This window comes from Pseudomonas sp. Q1 (assembly GCF_009935975.1).
Classification (GTDB): Bacteria; Pseudomonadota; Gammaproteobacteria; order Pseudomonadales; family Pseudomonadaceae; genus Aquipseudomonas; species Aquipseudomonas palleroniana.
Map to the genome: position 1 here is coordinate 271247 of NZ_QODI01000001.1, position 19412 is coordinate 290658.

General features: G+C 60.5%; 13 protein-coding genes. 8 read left to right on the forward strand and 5 right to left on the reverse strand.

What is annotated here, in order from left to right; translation table 11 throughout:
- Nucleotides 1-195: 195 nt before the first annotated feature.
- The 4 genes from ntrC to glnA all read right to left on the reverse strand — a co-directional run bounded on the left by ntrC (nucleotide 196) and on the right by glnA (nucleotide 5097).
- On the reverse strand, nucleotides 196-1632 hold the full coding sequence (ntrC, locus tag DK870_RS01155; protein ID WP_161547693.1) for a nitrogen regulation protein NR(I): 1437 nt from the start codon (nucleotides 1630-1632) through the stop codon (nucleotides 196-198).
- Complete coding sequence (gene glnL / locus DK870_RS01160; RefSeq protein WP_060754600.1) at nucleotides 1629-2714, reverse strand: nitrogen regulation protein NR(II); 1086 nt, start codon at nucleotides 2712-2714, stop codon at nucleotides 1629-1631. The genes ntrC and glnL overlap by 4 nt, the downstream gene beginning before the upstream one ends.
- A 261-nt stretch (nucleotides 2715-2975) precedes the next feature.
- Entirely contained in the window at nucleotides 2976-3512 is a 537-nt protein-coding gene (locus tag DK870_RS01165) for a chorismate mutase (protein ID WP_060754599.1), read from the reverse strand.
- 178 nt (nucleotides 3513-3690) lie between these two features.
- Nucleotides 3691-5097, reverse strand: a complete 1407-nt coding sequence (gene glnA, locus DK870_RS01170) for a glutamate--ammonia ligase (RefSeq protein WP_060754598.1) — start codon at nucleotides 5095-5097, stop codon at nucleotides 3691-3693.
- A 333-nt stretch (nucleotides 5098-5430) separates the two neighbouring features.
- Here glnA and thiI point away from each other — a divergent pair, with 333 nt between their 5' ends.
- Together thiI and typA are read left to right on the forward strand one after the other, a co-directional pair.
- A complete protein-coding gene (gene thiI / locus DK870_RS01175) occupies nucleotides 5431-6885 on the forward strand; it encodes a tRNA uracil 4-sulfurtransferase ThiI (RefSeq protein ID WP_060754597.1) in 1455 nt (484 codons plus the stop codon).
- Nucleotides 6886-7024: 139 nt separating this feature from the next.
- Nucleotides 7025-8845: a translational GTPase TypA gene (gene typA, locus DK870_RS01180; RefSeq protein WP_060754596.1), complete on the forward strand. Its 1821-nt coding sequence runs from the start codon at nucleotides 7025-7027 to the stop codon at nucleotides 8843-8845.
- A gap of 181 nt (nucleotides 8846-9026) precedes the next feature.
- Here typA and DK870_RS01185 read toward each other — a convergent pair whose 3' ends face one another.
- Entirely contained in the window at nucleotides 9027-9461 is a 435-nt protein-coding gene (locus DK870_RS01185) for a YkgJ family cysteine cluster protein (RefSeq protein WP_003237464.1), read from the reverse strand.
- Between the two features lie 226 nt (nucleotides 9462-9687).
- Between DK870_RS01185 and DK870_RS01190 the strand changes: the two genes are divergently transcribed.
- From DK870_RS01190 to DK870_RS01215, 6 genes are all read left to right on the forward strand, one after another.
- On the forward strand, nucleotides 9688-12138 hold the full coding sequence (locus tag DK870_RS01190) for a glycogen/starch/alpha-glucan phosphorylase (protein ID WP_104995279.1): 2451 nt from the start codon (nucleotides 9688-9690) through the stop codon (nucleotides 12136-12138).
- Nucleotides 12139-12304: 166 nt separating this feature from the next.
- Nucleotides 12305-15823, forward strand: coding sequence for a DUF2339 domain-containing protein (locus tag DK870_RS01195; RefSeq protein ID WP_161547694.1), 3519 nt, complete (start codon nucleotides 12305-12307; stop codon nucleotides 15821-15823).
- Nucleotides 15823-17172, forward strand: coding sequence for a DUF3999 domain-containing protein (locus DK870_RS01200; protein ID WP_161547695.1), 1350 nt, complete (start codon nucleotides 15823-15825; stop codon nucleotides 17170-17172). Before DK870_RS01195 ends, DK870_RS01200 begins: the two co-directional genes overlap by 1 nt.
- Before the next feature lie 96 nt (nucleotides 17173-17268).
- Nucleotides 17269-18279, forward strand: a complete 1011-nt coding sequence (locus DK870_RS01205) for a class 1 fructose-bisphosphatase (protein WP_060754592.1) — start codon at nucleotides 17269-17271, stop codon at nucleotides 18277-18279.
- Between the two features lie 176 nt (nucleotides 18280-18455).
- Nucleotides 18456-18710 carry a hypothetical protein gene (locus DK870_RS01210; protein WP_060754591.1) on the forward strand — a complete coding sequence of 85 codons (255 nt, stop codon included), beginning with the start codon at nucleotides 18456-18458 and terminating at the stop codon, nucleotides 18708-18710.
- 30 nt (nucleotides 18711-18740) lie between these two features.
- Complete coding sequence (locus DK870_RS01215) at nucleotides 18741-19310, forward strand: lipocalin family protein (RefSeq protein WP_060754590.1); 570 nt, start codon at nucleotides 18741-18743, stop codon at nucleotides 19308-19310.
- Nucleotides 19311-19412 lie beyond the last annotated feature (102 nt).

The following is a 19412-nucleotide window of genomic DNA, read 5'->3' on the forward strand; positions in this document are numbered from 1 at the left end:
TTTTAAGCATTGCATCTGTGCGCGATGACGGTTCGTGGTGCATTGAAGCGGTGCACGAAGATCGGGTTTGATCGTTCCCACGCTCCGCGTGGGAATGCATCCTGTGACGCTCCGCGTCATGACTCTAAAAGCGGACGCAGAGCGTCCAGGGCGGCATTCCCAGGCAGAGCGTGGGAACGATCAGAGACCTGATACTCAGCCTTCATCACCCTCATCATCATCCCCGCCATCGACCTTCATCCCCAGTTCCTTGATCTTGCGAGTCAGGGTATTGCGGCCCCAGCCCAGTAGCACGGCGGCGTCGCGGCGGCGGCCGGCGGTGTGCTTCAGGGCGGTTTCGATCATGATTCGCTCGAAGGCCGGCACAGCGCTGTCCAGCAGGTTCGACTGGCCACGTGCCAGGGCCTGATCAGCCCATTGGCGCAGCGCCTGCTCCCAGTTGGTCACGGGGGCCGAATCTTGCGGCAGGCTCAACAGCTCCGGCGGCAGATCACTGATATGCACTTCGCGTCCGGACGCCATCACGGTGATCCAGCGGCAGGTGTTCTCCAGCTGGCGCACGTTGCCGGGCCACGGCAGGTTCTTCAGGTATTCCTCGGTCTCGCTCTTGAGCAGCTTCGGTTCGACGGCCAGTTCCTGGGCTGCACGGCTGAGGAAGTGGCGGGCAAGGGTCGGGATGTCTTCACGGCGATCCGACATGCGTGGGATGTGGATACGGATGACGTTCAAGCGGTGGAACAAGTCCTCACGGAATTTGCCCGCGTGCACCAGGGTTTCCAGGTTCTGGTGGGTCGCGGCGATGATGCGCACGTCCACTTTGACGGGGGTATGCCCGCCGACACGGTAGAACTCACCATCGGCCAGCACGCGCAGCAAGCGCGTCTGGGTGTCGGCCGGCATGTCGCCGATTTCGTCGAGGAACAACGTGCCGCCATCGGCTTGTTCAAAGCGGCCACGGCGCAGGTTGGCGGCACCGGTGAAGGCACCTTTTTCATGGCCGAACAGCTCGGACTCCATCAAGTCCTTCGGGATCGCCGCCATGTTCAGGGCGATGAACGGCGAGGCTGCCCGTGGGCTGTGACGATGCAGGGCATGGGCCACCAGTTCTTTACCGGTGCCCGATTCGCCGTTGATCAGCACGGTGATGTTGGAATGGCTCAAGCGCCCGATGGCACGAAAGACTTCCTGCATCGCCGGCGCTTCACCGATGATTTCCGGAGTGCGGGTCAGGGTCGGCGGGGCTTCCTGGTTTTGCTGTTCCTGGGCGTGCTGGTTGGCGCGCTTGACCAGCGCCACCGCTTCGTCCACGTCGAACGGCTTGGGCAGGTATTCAAAGGCGCCGCCCTGATAGGACGCGACAGCGCTGTCCAGGTCGGAGTGCGCCGTCATGATGATCACCGGCAAGCGCGGGTGCTGCTCGCGGATGCGTGCCAGCAAGTCCAGGCCACTGGCGCCGGGCATGCGGATGTCGGAGATGATCACGTCCGGCTGTTGGCGGGCCAGGTGGCTCATCACGCCGTCGGCGCTGTCGAAGCTCTGGGTGGCCATGCCTTCCTGTTGCAAGGCTTTTTCGAGGACCCAGCGGATAGAACGGTCGTCATCGACGATCCACACAGTTTCACTACGGCTCATGTCGATGGGGCTCCTTGTTCCAGGGGTAGAAAGATCGAGAAGGTGGTGTGGCCAGGATGGCTCTCACATTCGATCAGACCCTGGTGCTGGCTGATGATGTTCTGGGTAATGGCCAGGCCCAGCCCGGTACCGTCCGGGCGGCCGCTGACCATGGGAAAGAAGATGGTTTCCTGAAGTTCCGCCGGAATTCCGGGGCCGTTGTCGATGATTTCGACTTTGGTCACCAGGCGATGGCGCACATGCCCGATGGTGAACTGGCGCAGGGCACGGGTGCGCAGGCTGATGCGGCCCAGGCGCAGTTCGTTCTGGCTGCTGATGGCCTGCATGGCGTTGCGCACGATATTGAGCACCGCCTGGATCATCTGTTCGCGGTCGATCAATACGTCGGGAATGCTCGGGTCGTAGTCGCGTACCAGGGTGATGCAGCCTTGGCTTTCGGCTTCCACGAGCTGGCAGACGCGCTCCAGGACTTCATGCACGTTGGTCAGCGCCAGCGACGGCAGCTTGTTGGAGCCGAGCATGCGGTCCACAAGGTTACGCAGGCGGTCGGCTTCTTCGATGATGACGTTGGTGTAGTCCTTGAGATGCTCCTCCGGCAGCTCGCGGGCCAGCAACTGCGCCGCGCCGCGAATGCCGCCCAGCGGGTTCTTGATCTCATGGGCGAGGCCGCGCACCAGCATTTTGCTGGTTTCCTGCTTGGACAACTGGGCCTCTTCCTTGGTGATGCGCAGCAGGCGGTCGCGAGGGTGTACTTCCAGCAGCAGCAAGGTGGCGCCGTTGCTCAGGATCGGGGTCACGGCGTAGTCGACGGTCAGCGTCTGGCCGGTGAGGGCGGTCAGCATCGCCTCGCGCTTGGTGAACGGGTGTGCCTGCTCCACTGCCTGGCGCAACGAGCTCAGGGCCTCGGCCGACTCGGTGAACAATTCGCTGATGAACTGCCCATGGCTGCGCTGGCCACTGATAGCCAGGAGCATCTCCGCCGCCGGGTTCATGTACTCAAGGCGCAGGTCGTCATTGAGCAGAATGGTTGCGGTGGTCAGGTTGTCGAGTAACAAACGGTGCAGTGCATCGCTGATGGTCATCAGGACCTCTTTTGGAGCAAGGCGCGGGCTTGAGGCACACGCTGATACCAGGAAAATGCAAAAACCAAACCAAGGCTCCGAAAAGAAGCGCGAGACCTCTGGAATGGGGGGTTAAGGCGCGAAACTGTGGCGTTCTGCCAGCTTGATCGTGAAGTTTCGAACCAAAATGGGCTGGACAGAGGGGAAGAGTGCAACCTTACGCACCAATATAGTGCTGTTTTGAAAGGTCCGTTCAGGAAAGCCAGGCGGCTTTACTGGCGGTCAGCCTTTGAAGATGCACAGCTCAGCCGTGGCGCGAATCATCGCCAGTTGCCGCATTGGGTCGTTCAGTGGTTCATGGACGGCCTGTGCCAGCCATTGCGGGCACTGAGGGTCGGTGCGTTGCGGAGTGAAATCCGCCAGTTGCTGGAGCATGCGCTTTTGCAGTTCGTCCAGTCGTGGGCGAATCTGCTTTACCAGATCCGGGCGTGGCTCGTCGGGCGCCTTGCCCTGGAACTGCCAGTCGGACAGGAGGGTGTATTGCACCAGTTTGTTGGCTTCGATCTGCGCCGAGAAGAATTGCTCCGCCGCATCAGGTGCCAGTTTGTAGGCCGGCGCCTGGGCGGCGACGCTGGCGATCACCTCTTGTTCGCGCTTCTTGTCTTCCACCGGCTTGTGGCTGTCCCATTTGCTCAGGGCGACCTGGTCAGCGATCTCCAGGCGTTCGGCGATGCTGTTGAGCAGTGGTTCCAGGGTGGGCGGCGCGGCGCTCGCACTGACACTGACGAATAACAGGGCTGACAAAAGTCTATGTTTCAACGCAGATCTCCTTGTGGGAGGGGGCTTGCTCCCGATGGGGCCTGTGAATACAGGTGCTGGCTGACACTCTGCCATCGGGAGCAGGCCCCCTCCCACATTTTTAATAAAACCGGGGCAAAAAAAGACCTCCCGAAGGAGGTCTTTTCGTCATCACGCTACTTCAAGCAGCGCTACTGGATCAGCAGCTGTAGTACAGCTCGTATTCCAGTGGGTGTACGAAGGTGCGTACTTTGATTTCTTCTTCGCTTTTCAGCTCGATGTAGGCATCGATGAAGTCGTCGCTGAATACGCCGCCTTTGGTCAGGAACGCACGACCTTTGTCCAGCTCTTCCAGGGCTTCTTTCAGGCTGCCGCACACTTGTGGGATCTCTTTGGCCTCTTCAGGCGGCAGGTCGTACAAGTTTTTGTCGGCGGCGTCGCCAGGGTGGATCTTGTTCTGGATACCGTCCAGGCCAGCCATTACCAGGGCAGCGAAGGCCAGGTATGGGTTGGCTGCCGGATCCGGGAAGCGGGCTTCGATACGGCGAGCGCGTGGGCTGGACACGTAAGGAATACGGATCGAAGCGGAGCGGTTACGCGCCGAGTAGGCCAGCATCACCGGAGCTTCGAAGCCTGGGACCAGACGCTTGTAGGAGTTGGTCGACGGGTTGGTGAAGCCGTTCAGGGCCTTACCGTGCTTGATGATACCGCCGATGAAGTACAGGGCAGTGTCGGACAGGCCGGCATAACCTTCGCCGGCGAAGGTGTTCTTGCCTTCTTTGGCGATGGACAGGTGAACGTGCATACCCGAACCGTTATCGCCGTACAGTGGCTTAGGCATGAAGGTTGCGGTACGGCCGTAGGCGTCAGCCACGTTGTGTACGCAGTACTTCAGGGTCTGAACTTCGTCAGCCTTGGCAACCAGGGTGTTGAACTTCACACCGATTTCGTTCTGGCCGGCAGTCGCCACTTCGTGGTGGTGAACTTCGATGACCAGGCCCATTTCTTCCATGGCGTTGCACATGGAGGTACGGATTTCGTGGTCGTGGTCGAACGGCGGAACTGGGAAGTAGCCACCTTTGATACCTGGACGGTGGCCTTTGTTGCCGCCTTCCACGTCCTGGTCGGACATCCACGAACCTTGCTCGGAGAAGATCTTGAACATGGAGCCGGAGATGTCGGACTTGAACTTGACCGAATCAAAGATGAAGAATTCTGGCTCAGGGCCTACGAATACGGTGTCGCCGATACCGGTCGACTTCAGGTATTCCTCGGCACGCTTGGCGATCGCACGTGGGTCGCGGTCGTAGCCTTGCATGGTCGAAGGCTCGATCACATCGCAAACGAGGATCAGGGTTGGGTCTTCGGTGAACGGGTCGAGAACGGCAGTGCTGTCGTCCGGCATCAGGATCATGTCGGAGGCTTCGATGCCTTTCCAGCCGGCGATGGAGGAACCGTCGAACATTTTGCCTTCTTCGAAGAAAGCATCATCCAGCGCATCACGCGCCGGCATGGTCACGTGGTGCTGAGTACCTTTGGTGTCCGTGAAGCGCAGATCAATCCATTTAACGTCATGATCTTTGATGAGTTGAACCGACTTCGACATAGTGTCCTCCGGGTGGCTTCGGGCTGGGTAGTGGAGTTAGCCCTTAGAATGTGGGTGATGCCGGCGCGGATAGTCCGCCAAGGCAACCTGCCTCACAAGAGAGCAAATTGCATGCCAGTGCGCCAACATGGGTTTTCTGCTCCAAAAACGCCCCTATAAAGGTGCATTGCGACAAAAGCCTAGAAATTGCGCACCTCAATGTAGCGCAGAGGAGCGAAAATGCACCTTATTAGTGCATTGCGTGTGCTGTGTATATTAACTGGTTAAACCTTGAGCGATTTCCGCTATAATCCGCGCCCCCCTTTTTCAGCAGGCCCGGCGCGCGCTGTTTCCATGAAATTAATCGTTAAAGTCTTCCCCGAGATCACCATTAAAAGCCGACCGGTACGGACGCGTTTCATCCGTCAGTTGGCCAAGAACATCCGTGCCGTGCTCCGTGACCTGGACCCGGCTGTGGTGGTGAATGGCGTGTGGGACAATCTCGAGCTGGAAACCCGTGTCACCGACGCCAAGGCCTTGAAGGACATGACCGAGCGCCTGAGCTGCATGCCGGGCATCGCGCATTTCCTGCAGGTGGATGAATACCCGCTGGGCGACTTCGACGACATCACCGAAAAGTGCAAGCAGCACTACGGCAGTTCGCTTGAAGGCAAGATCTTTTCTGTGCGTTGCAAGCGTGCCGGCAAGCATCCGTTCAGCTCCATGGATGTCGAGAAATATGTCGGCAGCAAGCTGCGTCGTGAGTGCGGCGCAGCGGGAATTTCGCTGAAAACGCCGGAAATCGAAGTCCGAATCGAAATTCGCGACCAACGGTTGTTTGTCATCCACAGCCAGCACAACAGCATCGGCGGCTACCCGCTGGGCGCCCTGGAACAGACCCTGGTATTGATGTCCGGCGGTTTCGATTCCACGGTGGCGGCCTACCAGATCATGCGCCGCGGCCTGATGAGCCACTTCTGCTTCTTTAACCTGGGCGGGCGTGCACACGAATTGGGCGTGATGGAAGTTGCGCACTTTATCTGGAAGAAATACGGCAGCTCCCAACGCGTGCTATTTGTGAGCGTACCGTTCGAGGAAGTGCTGGGCGAAATTCTCGGCAAAGTCGATAACAGTCATATGGGCGTGGTATTGAAGCGTATGATGTTGCGCGCCGCGTCGAGCATCGCCGACCGCCTGCATATCGACGCGCTGGTGACCGGCGAGGCGATCTCCCAGGTTTCGAGCCAGACGCTGCCGAACCTGTCGCTGATCGATTGCGTGACCGAAAAGCTGGTATTGCGCCCGCTGATCGCCAGCCACAAGCAGGACATCATCGACCTGGCACAAGAAATCGGCACCGCCGACTTTGCCAGGCACATGCCCGAGTACTGCGGGGTCATCTCGGTGAACCCCAAGACCCATGCCAAGCGCCACCGCGTGGAGCATGAAGAGAAAGAATTCGATATGGCTGTTCTGGAGCGTGCGCTCGAGAACGCCAAGCTGGTGCCGATTGATCGCGTAATCGATGAATTGGGCCAGGATGTACAGATCGAAGAAGTCAGCGAGGCTCTGGCCGGCCAGATCGTCATCGACATCCGTCACCCGGATGCCGCTGAAGATGAACCGCTGGAAATTGCTGGCATCGACGTGCAAACGCTGCCGTTCTACGCACTGAACGCGCGTTTCAAGGAACTGGATGACAGCCGTCAGTACCTGCTGTATTGCGACAAAGGCGTGATGAGTCGCCTGCATGCCCACCATTTGCTCAGTGAGGGGCATGCCAATGTGCGCGTTTATCGACCGAGCTAAGAGCCCGGGGCTGTTTGCCTGTGGCCTGCGTCACCGGCCCCCCGACTCTGCCGTCAAGCTGTAACGGCAAGGCCTGACTCTATTGTTAATCGCTGCCACGACCTGTCAGCACACCGAATCCTCTGATCGAGATACACAAGTGATCGAAAATCTACGTAACATCGCCATCATTGCTCACGTTGACCATGGTAAAACCACCCTGGTAGACAAACTCCTGCGTCAATCCGGCACCCTGGAGCGCAACGAGCTCAACGACGAGCGCGTGATGGACTCCAACGACCAGGAAAAAGAGCGCGGTATTACCATCCTGGCAAAAAACACCGCCATCAACTGGAACGGCTACCACATCAACATCGTGGACACCCCGGGCCACGCCGACTTCGGCGGCGAAGTAGAACGCGTAATGTCGATGGTCGACTCCGTTCTGCTGCTGGTTGACGCTCAAGACGGCCCTATGCCGCAAACCCGTTTCGTGACCAAGAAGGCGTTCGAAGCCGGCCTGCGTCCGATCGTGTGCATCAACAAGGTTGACCGTCCAGGCGCGCGTCCGGACTGGGTTCTGGACCAGATCTTCGACCTGTTCGACAACCTGGGTGCCACCGAAGAACAGCTGGACTTCAAAGTCGTCTACGCCTCGGCCCTGAACGGTATTGCCGGTCTGGACCACAACGACATGGCTGAAGACATGACCCCGCTGTACCAGTCGATCGTCGACAACGTACCAGCGCCGGCTGTTGACCGTGACGGTCCGTTCCAGATGCAGATCTCCGCACTGGACTACAACAGCTTCCTGGGTGTTATCGGCGTTGGCCGTATCGCTCGTGGTCGCGTCAAGCCGAACACCCCGGTTGTGGCTATCAGCGCCGACGGCAAGAAGCGCAACGGTCGTATCCTGAAGCTGATGGGTCACCACGGCCTGCACCGCATCGACGTTGAAGAAGCGGCAGCCGGTGACATCGTGTGCATCAGCGGTATGGACTCGCTGTTCATCTCTGACACCTTGTGCCACCCGGATACTCCGGAGGCGATGAAGCCTCTGACCGTTGACGAGCCAACCGTTTCCATGACCTTCCAGGTAAACGACTCGCCTTTCTGCGGTAAAGAAGGCAAGTTCGTGACCTCCCGTAACATCAAGGAGCGTCTGGACAAAGAGCTGCTGTACAACGTTGCACTGCGCGTTGAAGAAGGCGACTCGGCTGACAAGTTCAAGGTTTCCGGCCGTGGTGAGCTGCACCTCTCGGTACTGATCGAAACCATGCGTCGCGAAGGCTTCGAAATGGGTGTTGGTCGTCCTGAAGTGATCATCCGTCAGGTTGACGGCGTGAAGCAGGAACCGTTCGAAAACGTCACCATCGACACCCCTGAAGAATCCCAGGGCAAGGTCATGGAAGAGATGGGCCTGCGTAAGGGCGACCTGACCAACATGGTGCCGGATGGCAAAGGCCGTGTGCGTCTGGAATACAACATCCCTGCTCGTGGTCTGATCGGTTTCCGTAACCAGTTCCTGACCCTGACCAACGGTGCTGGCATCCTGACCTCGATCTTCGATCGCTACGACACCATGAAGTCCGGCGACATGTCCGGCCGTCAGAACGGTGTTCTGGTATCGGTAGAAACCGGCAAGGCGCTGACCTACTCCCTGGAAACCCTCCAGGCACGTGGCAAGCTGTTCGTTGAGCACGGTCAAGAGATCTACAACGGCCAGATCGTTGGTCTGAACAGCCGTGACAACGACATGGGCGTCAACCCAACCAAAGGCAAGAAGCTCGACAACATGCGTGCTTCGGGTAAAGACGAAACCATCGCCCTGGTTCCACCTGTTCGCTTCACCCTGGAACAGGCTCTGGAATTCATCCAGGACGACGAGCTGTGCGAAGTTACACCTAAGTCGATCCGTCTGCGCAAGAAGATCCTGGACGAAGGCGAGCGTACCCGCGCTGCCAAGAAAGCCAAGAACTGAGTTAGCTCAGGCTGAATAAAAACGCCCCCGGTCGAAAGGCCGGGGGCGTTTTTTTATGCCTGATCGTTCCCACGCTCTGCGTGGGAATGCCTCTTGGGACGCTCTGCGTCCCATCAAGAGCGGACGCAGAGCGTCCAGGGCTGCGTTCCCACGCAGAGCGTGGGAACGATCATCACGATCATCAGAACTTGTCGAGAGTCTTGAAGTTGGTCTCGCGCACCACTTCTTTCGGCTTGTATGCGCAATAACCCGGCCGCGGCCCGATCTTCGGGTGGTTGCGGCAGGTATCCGGGCGCTTGTCATAAATAGTGCAGAAGCGCGTCTTACGATCCAGGTACAGGCAGTCGTTGTTGCTCATACGCTGCAGTGTAAAAATTTCCGACTTGGAATTGAAGCGCTCGACAATGCCTTCCTTCTGCAGCCGCTTGGCGATGTTCTTCGGCGGGTCGCCGCGCTCGAATTCATCGACGATACCAATGCGGATCAGGTCCTTGATCTTCACTTCGACCGGCAGCGTGCAGCAGCTGGACACGCAGCCGCCGCACATGTGGGCGGAATATTTCTGCCAGGTCTCAAGACGGTCGAGTTCCGCGGCGGCGATCAGTTGAGGCTTCATCAGGGTTCCAAAAGGTGGGGCTGTATCCGGGCGCGCGATCATACCGGGATTGGTGGTTTTTTGAACAATATTTTGCGGGTTTCAGCTCAAAGGCTGATCGGCACGACCCCTGCATTAAATTTGCGCATAGGTGAATGAGTAAAAAAACTGCCGAACCAGCACGTCTACCGTCTGTCAGACCGACTAGGCTCTAGCAACTCCTTCAATCTCGCCCGAGGTCGCACCGATGTCTCAGGAACCGCTTGCACGAGAAGCAGAGGTAGCCGCATTTCGCGATGCCGTCTTGACCAAACTCACCTACGCGGTGGGCAAGGACCCGGATCACGCCTTCGACCATGACTGGTTCGAAGCCATTGCCCTGGCCGCCCGCGACCAGATGGTCGATCACTGGATGGACCACACCCGGCGCATTTATCGCAAAGGCCAGAAGCGGGTGTATTACCTCTCTCTGGAATTTCTTATCGGGCGCTTGCTCTACGACAGCCTGAGCAACCTTGGCGTGCTGGAAATTGCCCGCGAGGCCCTGGCGGAGCTGGGCGTGGACCTGGAGCGCATTCGCTTGCTGGAGCCCGACGCGGCGCTGGGCAACGGGGGCCTGGGGCGCCTGGCGGCGTGCTTCATGGAAAGCATGTCGACCTTGGGCATTGCCGGCCACGGTTATGGCATTCGCTACGAGCACGGCTTGTTCCGCCAGGCGATTGTGGATGGCTGGCAGCAGGAGCAGACCGAGCGCTGGCTGGATTTCGGCAACCCGTGGGAATTCGAGCGGGCCGAAGTGATTTACCCGATTGGCTTTGGCGGCAGCGTCGAAACCCTGGCTGACCCTTCCGGAAAGATGATCCAGGTGTGGACGCCCAACGAAACCGTGCGCGCGGTGGCCTATGACACGCCGGTGGTCGGCTGGCGTGGCGCGAGCGTCAATACCTTGCGCCTGTGGCGTGCGCGTGCGGTGGAAGACCTGCACCTGGAGCGCTTCAACGCCGGCGACCACCTGGGCGCCGTGGCCGAAGTCGCCCGTGCGGAGAGCATCTCGCGCGTGCTTTACCCGGCCGACAGCACCGAAGCGGGGCAGGAACTGCGCCTGCGCCAGGAGTACTTCTTCGTCGCGGCTTCGTTGCAAGACCTGCTGCGCCGCCACAAGAACATGCATGGCTCGGTGCTGAGCCTGGGTGAGCACGCCGCCATCCAGCTCAACGACACTCACCCCTCCATCGCCGTGGCCGAATTGATGCGCCAACTGGTCGACCTGCACGATCTTCCATGGGATGCGGCGTGGGACGTCACCGTGGAAACGCTTTCGTACACCAACCACACCCTGTTGCCCGAAGCCCTGGAAACCTGGCCGGTCGGCCTGATGGAGCGCATGTTGCCGCGGCACATGCAGATCATCTACCTGATCAACGCACAGCACATTGACTCGCTGCGTGCCAAAGGCATCCACGATTTCGACGTGCTGCGTTCGGTGTCGCTGATCGAAGAGGACAACGGCCGCCGCGTGCGCATGGGCAACCTGGCGTTCCTCGGCTCCCATAGCGTCAACGGCGTGTCCGGCCTGCACACTCAACTGATGCGCAGCACGGTGTTTTCCGAGCTGCACAAGCTGTACCCGGAGCGCATCAACAATAAAACCAACGGCATCACCTTCCGCCGCTGGCTGTACCAGGCCAACCCCAAGCTGACCGCGATGCTGGTAGAGGCGCTGGGGTCCGATATCCTCGACAAGCCTGAAGAGCGCCTGGTCGAGCTGGAACCGTTTGCCGAGAAGCAGACGTTCCGCAAAGCCTTCGCCGAACAACGCCTGCACAGCAAGCGCGCACTGGCCGAGATCATTCACGAGCGGCTGGGCATCGCCGTCAACCCGGCGGCGATGTTCGACGTGCAGGTCAAGCGCATCCACGAGTACAAGCGCCAACTGCTCAACCTGTTGCACACCGTCGCGTTGTACCAGGCGATCCGCGCCGAGCCGGAAACCGACTGGGTGCCCCGTGTGAAAATTTTCTCGGGCAAGGCGGCGGCCAGTTATCACCAGGCCAAGCTGATCATCAAACTGACCAACGACATCGCCCGCACCGTCAACAACGACCCGACCGTACGGGGCTTGCTCAAAGTGGTGTTCCTGCCCAACTACAACGTCAGCCTGGCGGAAAGCATCATTCCGGCGGCGGACTTGTCGGAGCAGATTTCCACCGCCGGCTTCGAAGCCTCAGGCACCAGCAACATGAAGTTCGGCCTCAACGGTGCGTTGACCATCGGCACCATGGACGGCGCCAACGTGGAGATGCACGAGCGCGTCGGTGCCGAGCACATGTTTATCTTCGGCCTCAGTGCGCAGCAGGTGGAGGCGCGCAAGCATGCCGGTGAGTTCCACGCAGGCCCCGATATTGCGGCGTCCCATCGCCTCAATGACGTGCTGCAGGCGATTCGCGGCGGGGTGTTCTCTCCGGATGATCCGGGGCGTTATGTGGGGTTGATCGACGGCTTGGTCAGTTACGACCGCTTCCTGGTGTGTGCCGACTTCGACTCCTACTGGGACGCCCAGGCGCGGGTCGAGGCGCATTGGCATGACTCCAAGGCATGGTGGCGTTCGGCTGTGCTGAATACGGCGCGGATGGGCTGGTTCTCCTCGGATCGCACCATCAGGGAGTACGCCACCGAGATCTGGAAAGCCCTCGACTAAACACCACTGTCCAAAATGTGGGGGGCTTGCTCCCGGTGACGGTATTCAGTTAGCAAATATGTGGACTGATACACCGCTATCGGGGGCAGGCCCCCTCCCACATTAAATCCTGGTCGATATACTGAGCGCCGGTTTGCCCGCCTCGGGTTAATTAGGGATATCGACCATGCAATGGATTTTCATGCTGATTGGCCTGGTACTCGGCTGGACACTCGACGAGTCGTTCAGTGATGCCGGCATCGGTGCGCTGCTGGGCTTGGGCATTGGCCAGGCGATTCGCCTGTCGCAGCTGGCGGCCCAGGCGCAACAGCAGGCGGGTCAGTTGGAAACCACGCAGAAGGCGCTGATCGCACTGGGTGAGCGCCTGCGGCAACTGGAAGTCCCTGCGCCGACGAACAATGTGAGCGTCGAACCGCTCGCGCCTGAGCCTGCACCGGTTATAAAGGCGCCCGAGCTGGTCTGGGAACTGCCTGCCGAAATCGCCCCCATGGTCGTGGTCGCCGAAGCGAGCCAACCGCTGCCGGATGACGTCTGGGCATCAACGCCGGCGCCTCGCCCTGCAGAACCTGCCATCCCCCGTGGCCCCAACCTGATCGAACGCGCCCTCAGCGGTGCGCGCAATTGGCTGTTCGGCGGCAATACCGTATTGCGCGTCGGCGTGGTGCTGCTGTTTCTCGGCCTGGCGTTCCTGCTGCGCTACGCCACAGAAGGCATGGTGGTGCCGATCGAGCTGCGTTACGCCGGTGTTGCCGCTGCCGCCGTTGGCCTGCTGGGCCTGGGCTGGTGGCTGCGGCTGCGCAATAGCAATTACGGTTTGATGCTGCAAGGCACCGGGATCGCGGTGCTGTACCTGACCGTTTTTGCGGCGATGCGTCTGCACCCGCTGATTGACCCGGGTGCGGCCTTGGGCCTGCTGGTGGCGGTCACCGTGTTCTCGGCGATCCTGGCGGTTACCCAGGACGCCCTCGGCCTGGCTTGCGCGGCGGCGTTGGGTGGTTTTGCCGCGCCGATCCTCACCTCTACCGGCGCCGGTAACCATGTGGCGCTGTTCAGCTATTTCGCCTTGCTGAATGCCGGCATCCTCGCCATCGCCTGGTTCAAGGCTTGGCGCTTGCTGGATCTGATCGGGTTTGTCGGCACCTTCGGTATTGGTTTTGCCTGGGGCATGCGCTCGTATACGCCGGAGCTGCTATGGAGCACCGAGCCGTTCCTGATTCTGTTCTTCCTGATGTACCTGGTGATCGGCCTGTTGTTCGCCCGCCGCAAATTGCTGGAGATGAGCGACGCCCCCGAGGACGACAGCCGGAGTGCCTTGTTGCGCTGGTCGGCGGCCAAGGGCAACTACGTTGATGGCAGCCTGTTGTTCGGCCCGCCGCTGGTGGGGTTTGGCTTGCAGTTCGCGCTGGTGCAGCATCTGGAGTTTGCCGCTGCTTTCAGCGCATTGGGCCTGGGCATAATCTACATGGGCCTGGCCCGGTGGCTCAGTGGCGGGCGTGCCTTGTTACTGTCGGAAACCTGCCTGGCGCTGGGGGTAATCTTCGCCAGCCTGGCGATACCCTTGGGCCTGGATGCGCGCTGGACGGCCGCAGCCTGGGCGGTGGAAGGCGCCGGGATCGTCTGGCTTGGCCTGCGTCAGCAGCGACCGTTGGCGCGGGCGTTTGGCCTGTTGCTGCAGTTGGGGTCGGCGCTGGCGTTCCTCAGTGGACTACGGGTGGGCGACCTGACCTTGCTTGAGGGCGCGCCGCTGGGGGCATTGCTGCTGGGCGCCGCGTTGCTGTTCAGCTTTGATCAATTGCGCAAGGCATCGACCGAGCAGACGGCGGTTTGGGAGCGCAAAGGCTTGCCGGTGCTGGCGAGCCTGGGCTTGAGTGCTTTGTACCTGCTTGCACCGTTGTTTTTGCTGACCCAAGGCACGGCCATCAGTTGGGCAATGGCCGGTCTGGTCACGTTGTGGATTGGGTTGCGCATCGGCTCGCGTACTTTCCTGTTCACCGCCTTCGCCGTGCAGTTGCTGGGCGGCGCGTTGTTCCTGTTGCGCCTGCAGGGGGGTGACGGGGCGGCGGTATTCAGTGCGGGCTGGAGCGGCCTGATGAGCGCGTCGCTGATCGGCCTGGCCTTGGTGGGCGGCATGTTACTGGCTGCGCGCGATGACCAGGTGCGCAGCGATGTGCGGCTGCTGCGTGGATTGTCGGTGGTATTGCTGGCGGGGCTGGTGCTGATCAACCTGGCGGTGCTGTTCGTACTGCCCTGGGAAAGTGCCAGCGGTGTGTGGGCGGCCAGTGGTTTGTTGATCATCTGGTTGAGCCTGCACCTGCAACAGCGCGTCAGCTTCGTGTTTGGCTTGCTGTTGCAACTGGTCGGCGGCGCCTCCTTCCTGCTGGCGGTGCCGGAGCTGCTCGGGCCCATGACCGGCGACGGCTTGCGCCCGTTGGCCCATAGCGGGTTCTGGACACCGATGGTGTTGGGCCTTGCTGCTCTGGTCGGCGCCTGGCGCTTGCAACGTGAACCCCAGGCGCCGGTATTTACCGTGTTGAAGTTGCAACGCCTGTCCGACCTGTTGCTGGTGTGGGGCGCTGCCTGGTGGGCACTGGCATTGATCGGTGAAGTGTTACGGTTTATCCCCGAGGAACTGCAAGGCCCGTTCCTGCTGGCGATTGCCGCAGCGAGCGTGGCGATTTGGGCGCTGTTGGCCGAACGCCTGCGCTGGGCCTCGCTGGGTATGCTGTGCACCTTGCTGATGCCAGCGGCGGGCCTGGTATTGCTGGTGTCCGCCCATGCCTATTACCACCCGGCGGCCTACTACGGTTGGCTGGCCTGGCTGGCGGTGTTCGCGGTGCATTTCATTGCGCTGCGCCGCTTGGCTGCGGTGGTGCCAGGCAAGGTGTTGAGCATTGCTCATGTGCTTGGCTGCTGGATGCTGATCGGCATGCTGGCCCTCGAGTTGCGCTACGGCCTGTTGTTGCTGTCGAGCGAGTACAACGCCTGGCGTTGGCTGGGTTGGGCCGTTCTGCCGAGCCTGTATCTGGTGCTGGCGGCCGCGCCCCGCGGTTGGCCGTGGCCGGTGGCGGCTTATCCGCGTGAATATCGCGTGCTGGCGGCATTGCCGTTGGCGGTGTTGATGCTCGGCTGGTTCTGGCTGGCGAATATCTTCAGCGACGGCACGGCCAGGCCGCTGCCTTATGTGCCGCTGCTCAACCCGTTGGATCTGGGGCTGTTGTTCGCGCTGTTGGGGGTGTACCTGTGGTCGCGCAGCGTGGCGCCGCAACGCGGGCCGCAGGCTGAGCTGATCGCCCAGGGTGTCGCGGGTGTTTCGCTGTTTGCGTTCTTGACGGCATTGGTGATGCGCACCGCCCACCATTGGGGCGGCGTGCCGTTTCACTGGGATGCGCTGCTGGAGTCGATGCTGGTGCAGGCCGGACTGTCGATCGTCTGGACCCTGATCGCCCTCGGCCTGATGATCGGCGGTCACCTGCGCCATCGTCGCGAAGTGTGGCTGATCGGCGCGGCGCTGATTGCGGTGGTGGTGGCCAAGCTGTTCTTTGTCGAACTGAGTAACCGCGGCGGTCTGGCGCGGATCGTGTCGTTTATCGGCGTCGGCGGGCTGTTGCTGGTGGTGGGCTACTTTGCACCGCTGCCGCCCAAGCGCGCCGAACCTGTGATTCAAACCGAAGGAGCGTCTTCTTGATGGGCAAGCTGAGTCTGGCTGGGTGGATGGTAGGGCTGCTGTGTTCGGCGGTTTACGCGCAGGAAGGGCCGGCTGACTTCACCACGCAGGTGCCGCTGGCCGTGAGCGGCAATGGCCCCTGGTATCGCCTGGAGCTGCCGCTGGCGGTGCAGTTGAGTGCGCGGCAGGCTGATCTCAGTGATGTGCGGGTGTTCAACGCCGCAGGGGAGCCACAGGCTTATGCGTTGTCGCGCCAATCGGCGCAGCGTACTGAAAGCCGCGACGTTGCCGATGTGAAGTGGTTTCCGCTGTACGCCGCTGACGCGCAGCAAGCGTTGCCCAGCGTGGTGATGAAATCCACCACCGAGGGCACCTTGCTGGAGGTGCGCCCTGCCATCAAGACGGAGAAACAGGTGCTGCGCGGCTGGGTGCTGGACGCCAGTGCGATCAAGGCGCCGTTGCAGCAACTGAGCCTTGACTGGAGCCGCGAGCAGGATGGCTTCCAGCGTTTCAGCATTGAAGCCAGTGATGACCTGCAACACTGGCAAGCCTGGGGTGATGGCCAAGTGGCGCGCTTGTCGTTTGCCGACGAGCGGGTCGAGCAGCATGACGTGAGTCTGCCGGGGCAGTCGGCACGCTATCTGCGTCTGGTCTGGCAGGGCCAAGCCGCGCCGCAGTTGACCTCGGCCAAGCTGGTCAGCGCGACCAGCAGCAGCCTGCCGCTGCCGTTGGTGTGGTCGCAGCCGTTGTCGGGCACGCGGCTCAACGCCGGCGAATACAGCTGGCAGTTGCCGACGGGCCTGCATGTCGAGCGCTTGCGCGTCGAGTTGAAGCAACCCAACACGTTGGCCCCCGTGACCTTGGCCGGGCGCCTTGAGGCCAATCAAGCGTGGCAGCCGCTGAGTAATGGTTTGTTGTATCGCCTGACCCGCAATGGCCAGGACGTGGTGCAGGATGAGTTGCAATTGCCGGGCGTGGCCGTTGCGCAGCTCAAGTTGCAGGTGGATGAGCGGGGCGGCGGTCTGGGGATCGAAGCACCGGCCCTGCGGTTTGCCGTGCGCTCCACGCAATTGGTGTTCCTGGCGCGGGGTGAGCCGCCGTTTACTCTGGCGCTCGGCAATGCTTCGGTGAAGGCGGCGAATTTGCCGTTATCCACGTTGATTCCCGACTACAGTGCCGAACGGCTCAAGGCATTGGGCCAGGCCAGCGTCACGGGAGAGGTTGTGGTCAAGCCCGCCGCCGTGGCCGTTTCGCCTGAGGTAGGTAGCGACTGGAAGAAGTTGGGCCTGTGGGCTGTGCTCCTGTTGGGCGTGGCGGCACTGGGCGCCATGGCCTACAGTTTGTTGCGCAAGCCTCAGGGCACCCCCTGAACTCTATTGGCTTTAAATCCTCTGATTAGAGGAAATAAGCCTCGACTCGCGTTAAACTGCGCGGGTTTTTAAGCCCCCCATTCTTCGGAGCCTTCCATGTCCCGCGTTACCTTGAGTCGCTATTTGATCGAGCAGACCCGCAGCAACAACACGCCTGCCGATCTGCGCTTCCTTATCGAAGTGGTGGCGCGTGCTTGCAAGGAGATCAGCCACGCCGTTTCCAAGGGCGCACTGGGTGGTGTTCTGGGCAGCATGGGCACTGAAAACGTCCAGGGCGAAGTGCAGAAGAAACTCGACGTACTGTCCAACGAGATCCTGCTCGAAGCCAACGAATGGGGCGGTCACCTGGCCGGCATGGCGTCCGAAGAAATGGACAATGCCTACCAGATCCCGGGCAAATACCCGAAAGGCGCGTACCTGTTGGTGTTCGACCCACTGGACGGTTCGTCCAACATCGACATCAACGCTCCGGTCGGCACCATCTTCTCGGTACTGCGTTGCCCGAATGAATACCTGAGCCAGAACGAAGCCCTGAACGAAAAGGCTTTCCTGCAGCCAGGCACCGAGCAGGTCGCTGCCGGCTACGCGATCTATGGCCCGCAGACCATGCTGGTGCTGACCCTGGGCGACGGCGTCAAAGGTTTCACCCTGGACCGCGAAATGGGCAGCTTCGTTCTGACTCACGAGGACATCTCGATCCCGGCGTCCACCCAGGAGTTCGCCATCAACATGTCCAACCAGCGCCACTGGGAAGCTCCCGTGCAGCGCTATGTGAACGAGTTGATGGAAGGCGAAGAAGGCCCGTTGAAGAAGAACTTCAACATGCGTTGGGTCGCTGCGATGGTGGCTGACGTGCACCGTATCCTGACCCGTGGTGGTCTGTTCATGTACCCACGTGACAGCCGCGAACCCTCCAAGCCGGGCAAACTGCGCCTGATGTACGAGGCCAACCCGATGTCCTTCCTGGTTGAGCAGGCGGGCGGTGCGTCTACCGACGGCCACCAGCGTATCCTCGACATCCAGCCTGAAGGCCTGCATCAGCGTGTGGCGGTATTCCTGGGTTCGAAGGAAGAAGTTGAGCGTGTGACGGCTTACCACAAGCAGTAAGTTGCAGCGACCGGTTATCCGCGTTGTTGTGAGCCGGATCACCCTTGAAGAAGCCCCGAAACGTTTCAGCGTTTCGGGGCTTTTTTTGTTTTTGCCTATCGGGAACCAGACACCTGTTTTCCCTTCTAAGCTTCTGGCAGATACCCCAGCTGCTTTGTCTCTCCAGGAGCTTTTCCATGTCTCTACGCCGTCTCGCCTTGTTGGCTTTTTGCGTGCTCTTAGCCGCTTGCAGCAAGGTCACTCAAGAAAACTACGCGAAGCTGTCGGCTGGCATGGCCAAGGCCGAGGTTGAGTCGTTGCTGGGCAAGCCGACCGATTGCTCCGGTGCGCTGGGTATGTCCAGTTGCACGTGGGGTGATAAAAACAGCTTTATCAGCGTGCAGTACGCCGGTGACAAAGTTCTGATGTTTTCCGGGCAAGGCCTGAAGTAAACCGGGGCGCGAGCCTGCGGGAGAAGAAGAATGATGCGTTTTGTTTTATGCCTTTGCGCCAGCCTGTTTTTGGCGGGCTGTGCCAGCCATTCTGGCGACGATCTGCAACCCAAGACCGCGAGCAACGTCAATCTCAAGCGTTACCAGGGCACCTGGTATGAGTTGGCCCGATTGCCGATGTACTTCCAGCGCAACTGCGCACAGTCCGAAGCCCGCTACACCCTGCTGCCGGATGGTGACATGTCGGTGTTCAACCGCTGCCTGACGAGCGAGTGGAAGTGGGAAGAAGCCAAGGGCACGGCCACGCCGCAAGTGCCGGGCAAGACCGACAAGCTCTGGGTCGAATTCAATAACTGGTTCACGTCGCTGCTGCCGGGCGTCGCCAAGGGCGACTACTGGGTGCTGTACGTCAGCGATGACTACAAGACGGCTATCGTCGGCAGCCCGAGCCGGCGTTACATGTGGATCTTGTCACGCACGCCGACGGTGAGTGCCGACACCCGCGAAGACTTGCTGAGCAGGGCGCGCCAGCAGGGGTATGACACCACGCGGTTGATCTGGCGTACGTCGGACAAACAGATGGCCAAGACCTCGCAATAAAACTGAGAGTATCGCTAAACAAAATGTGGGAGCGGGCTTGCTCGCGAATACGGTGTATCAGTATCAGATGTTCTGACTGAACCACAGCATTCGCGAGCAAGC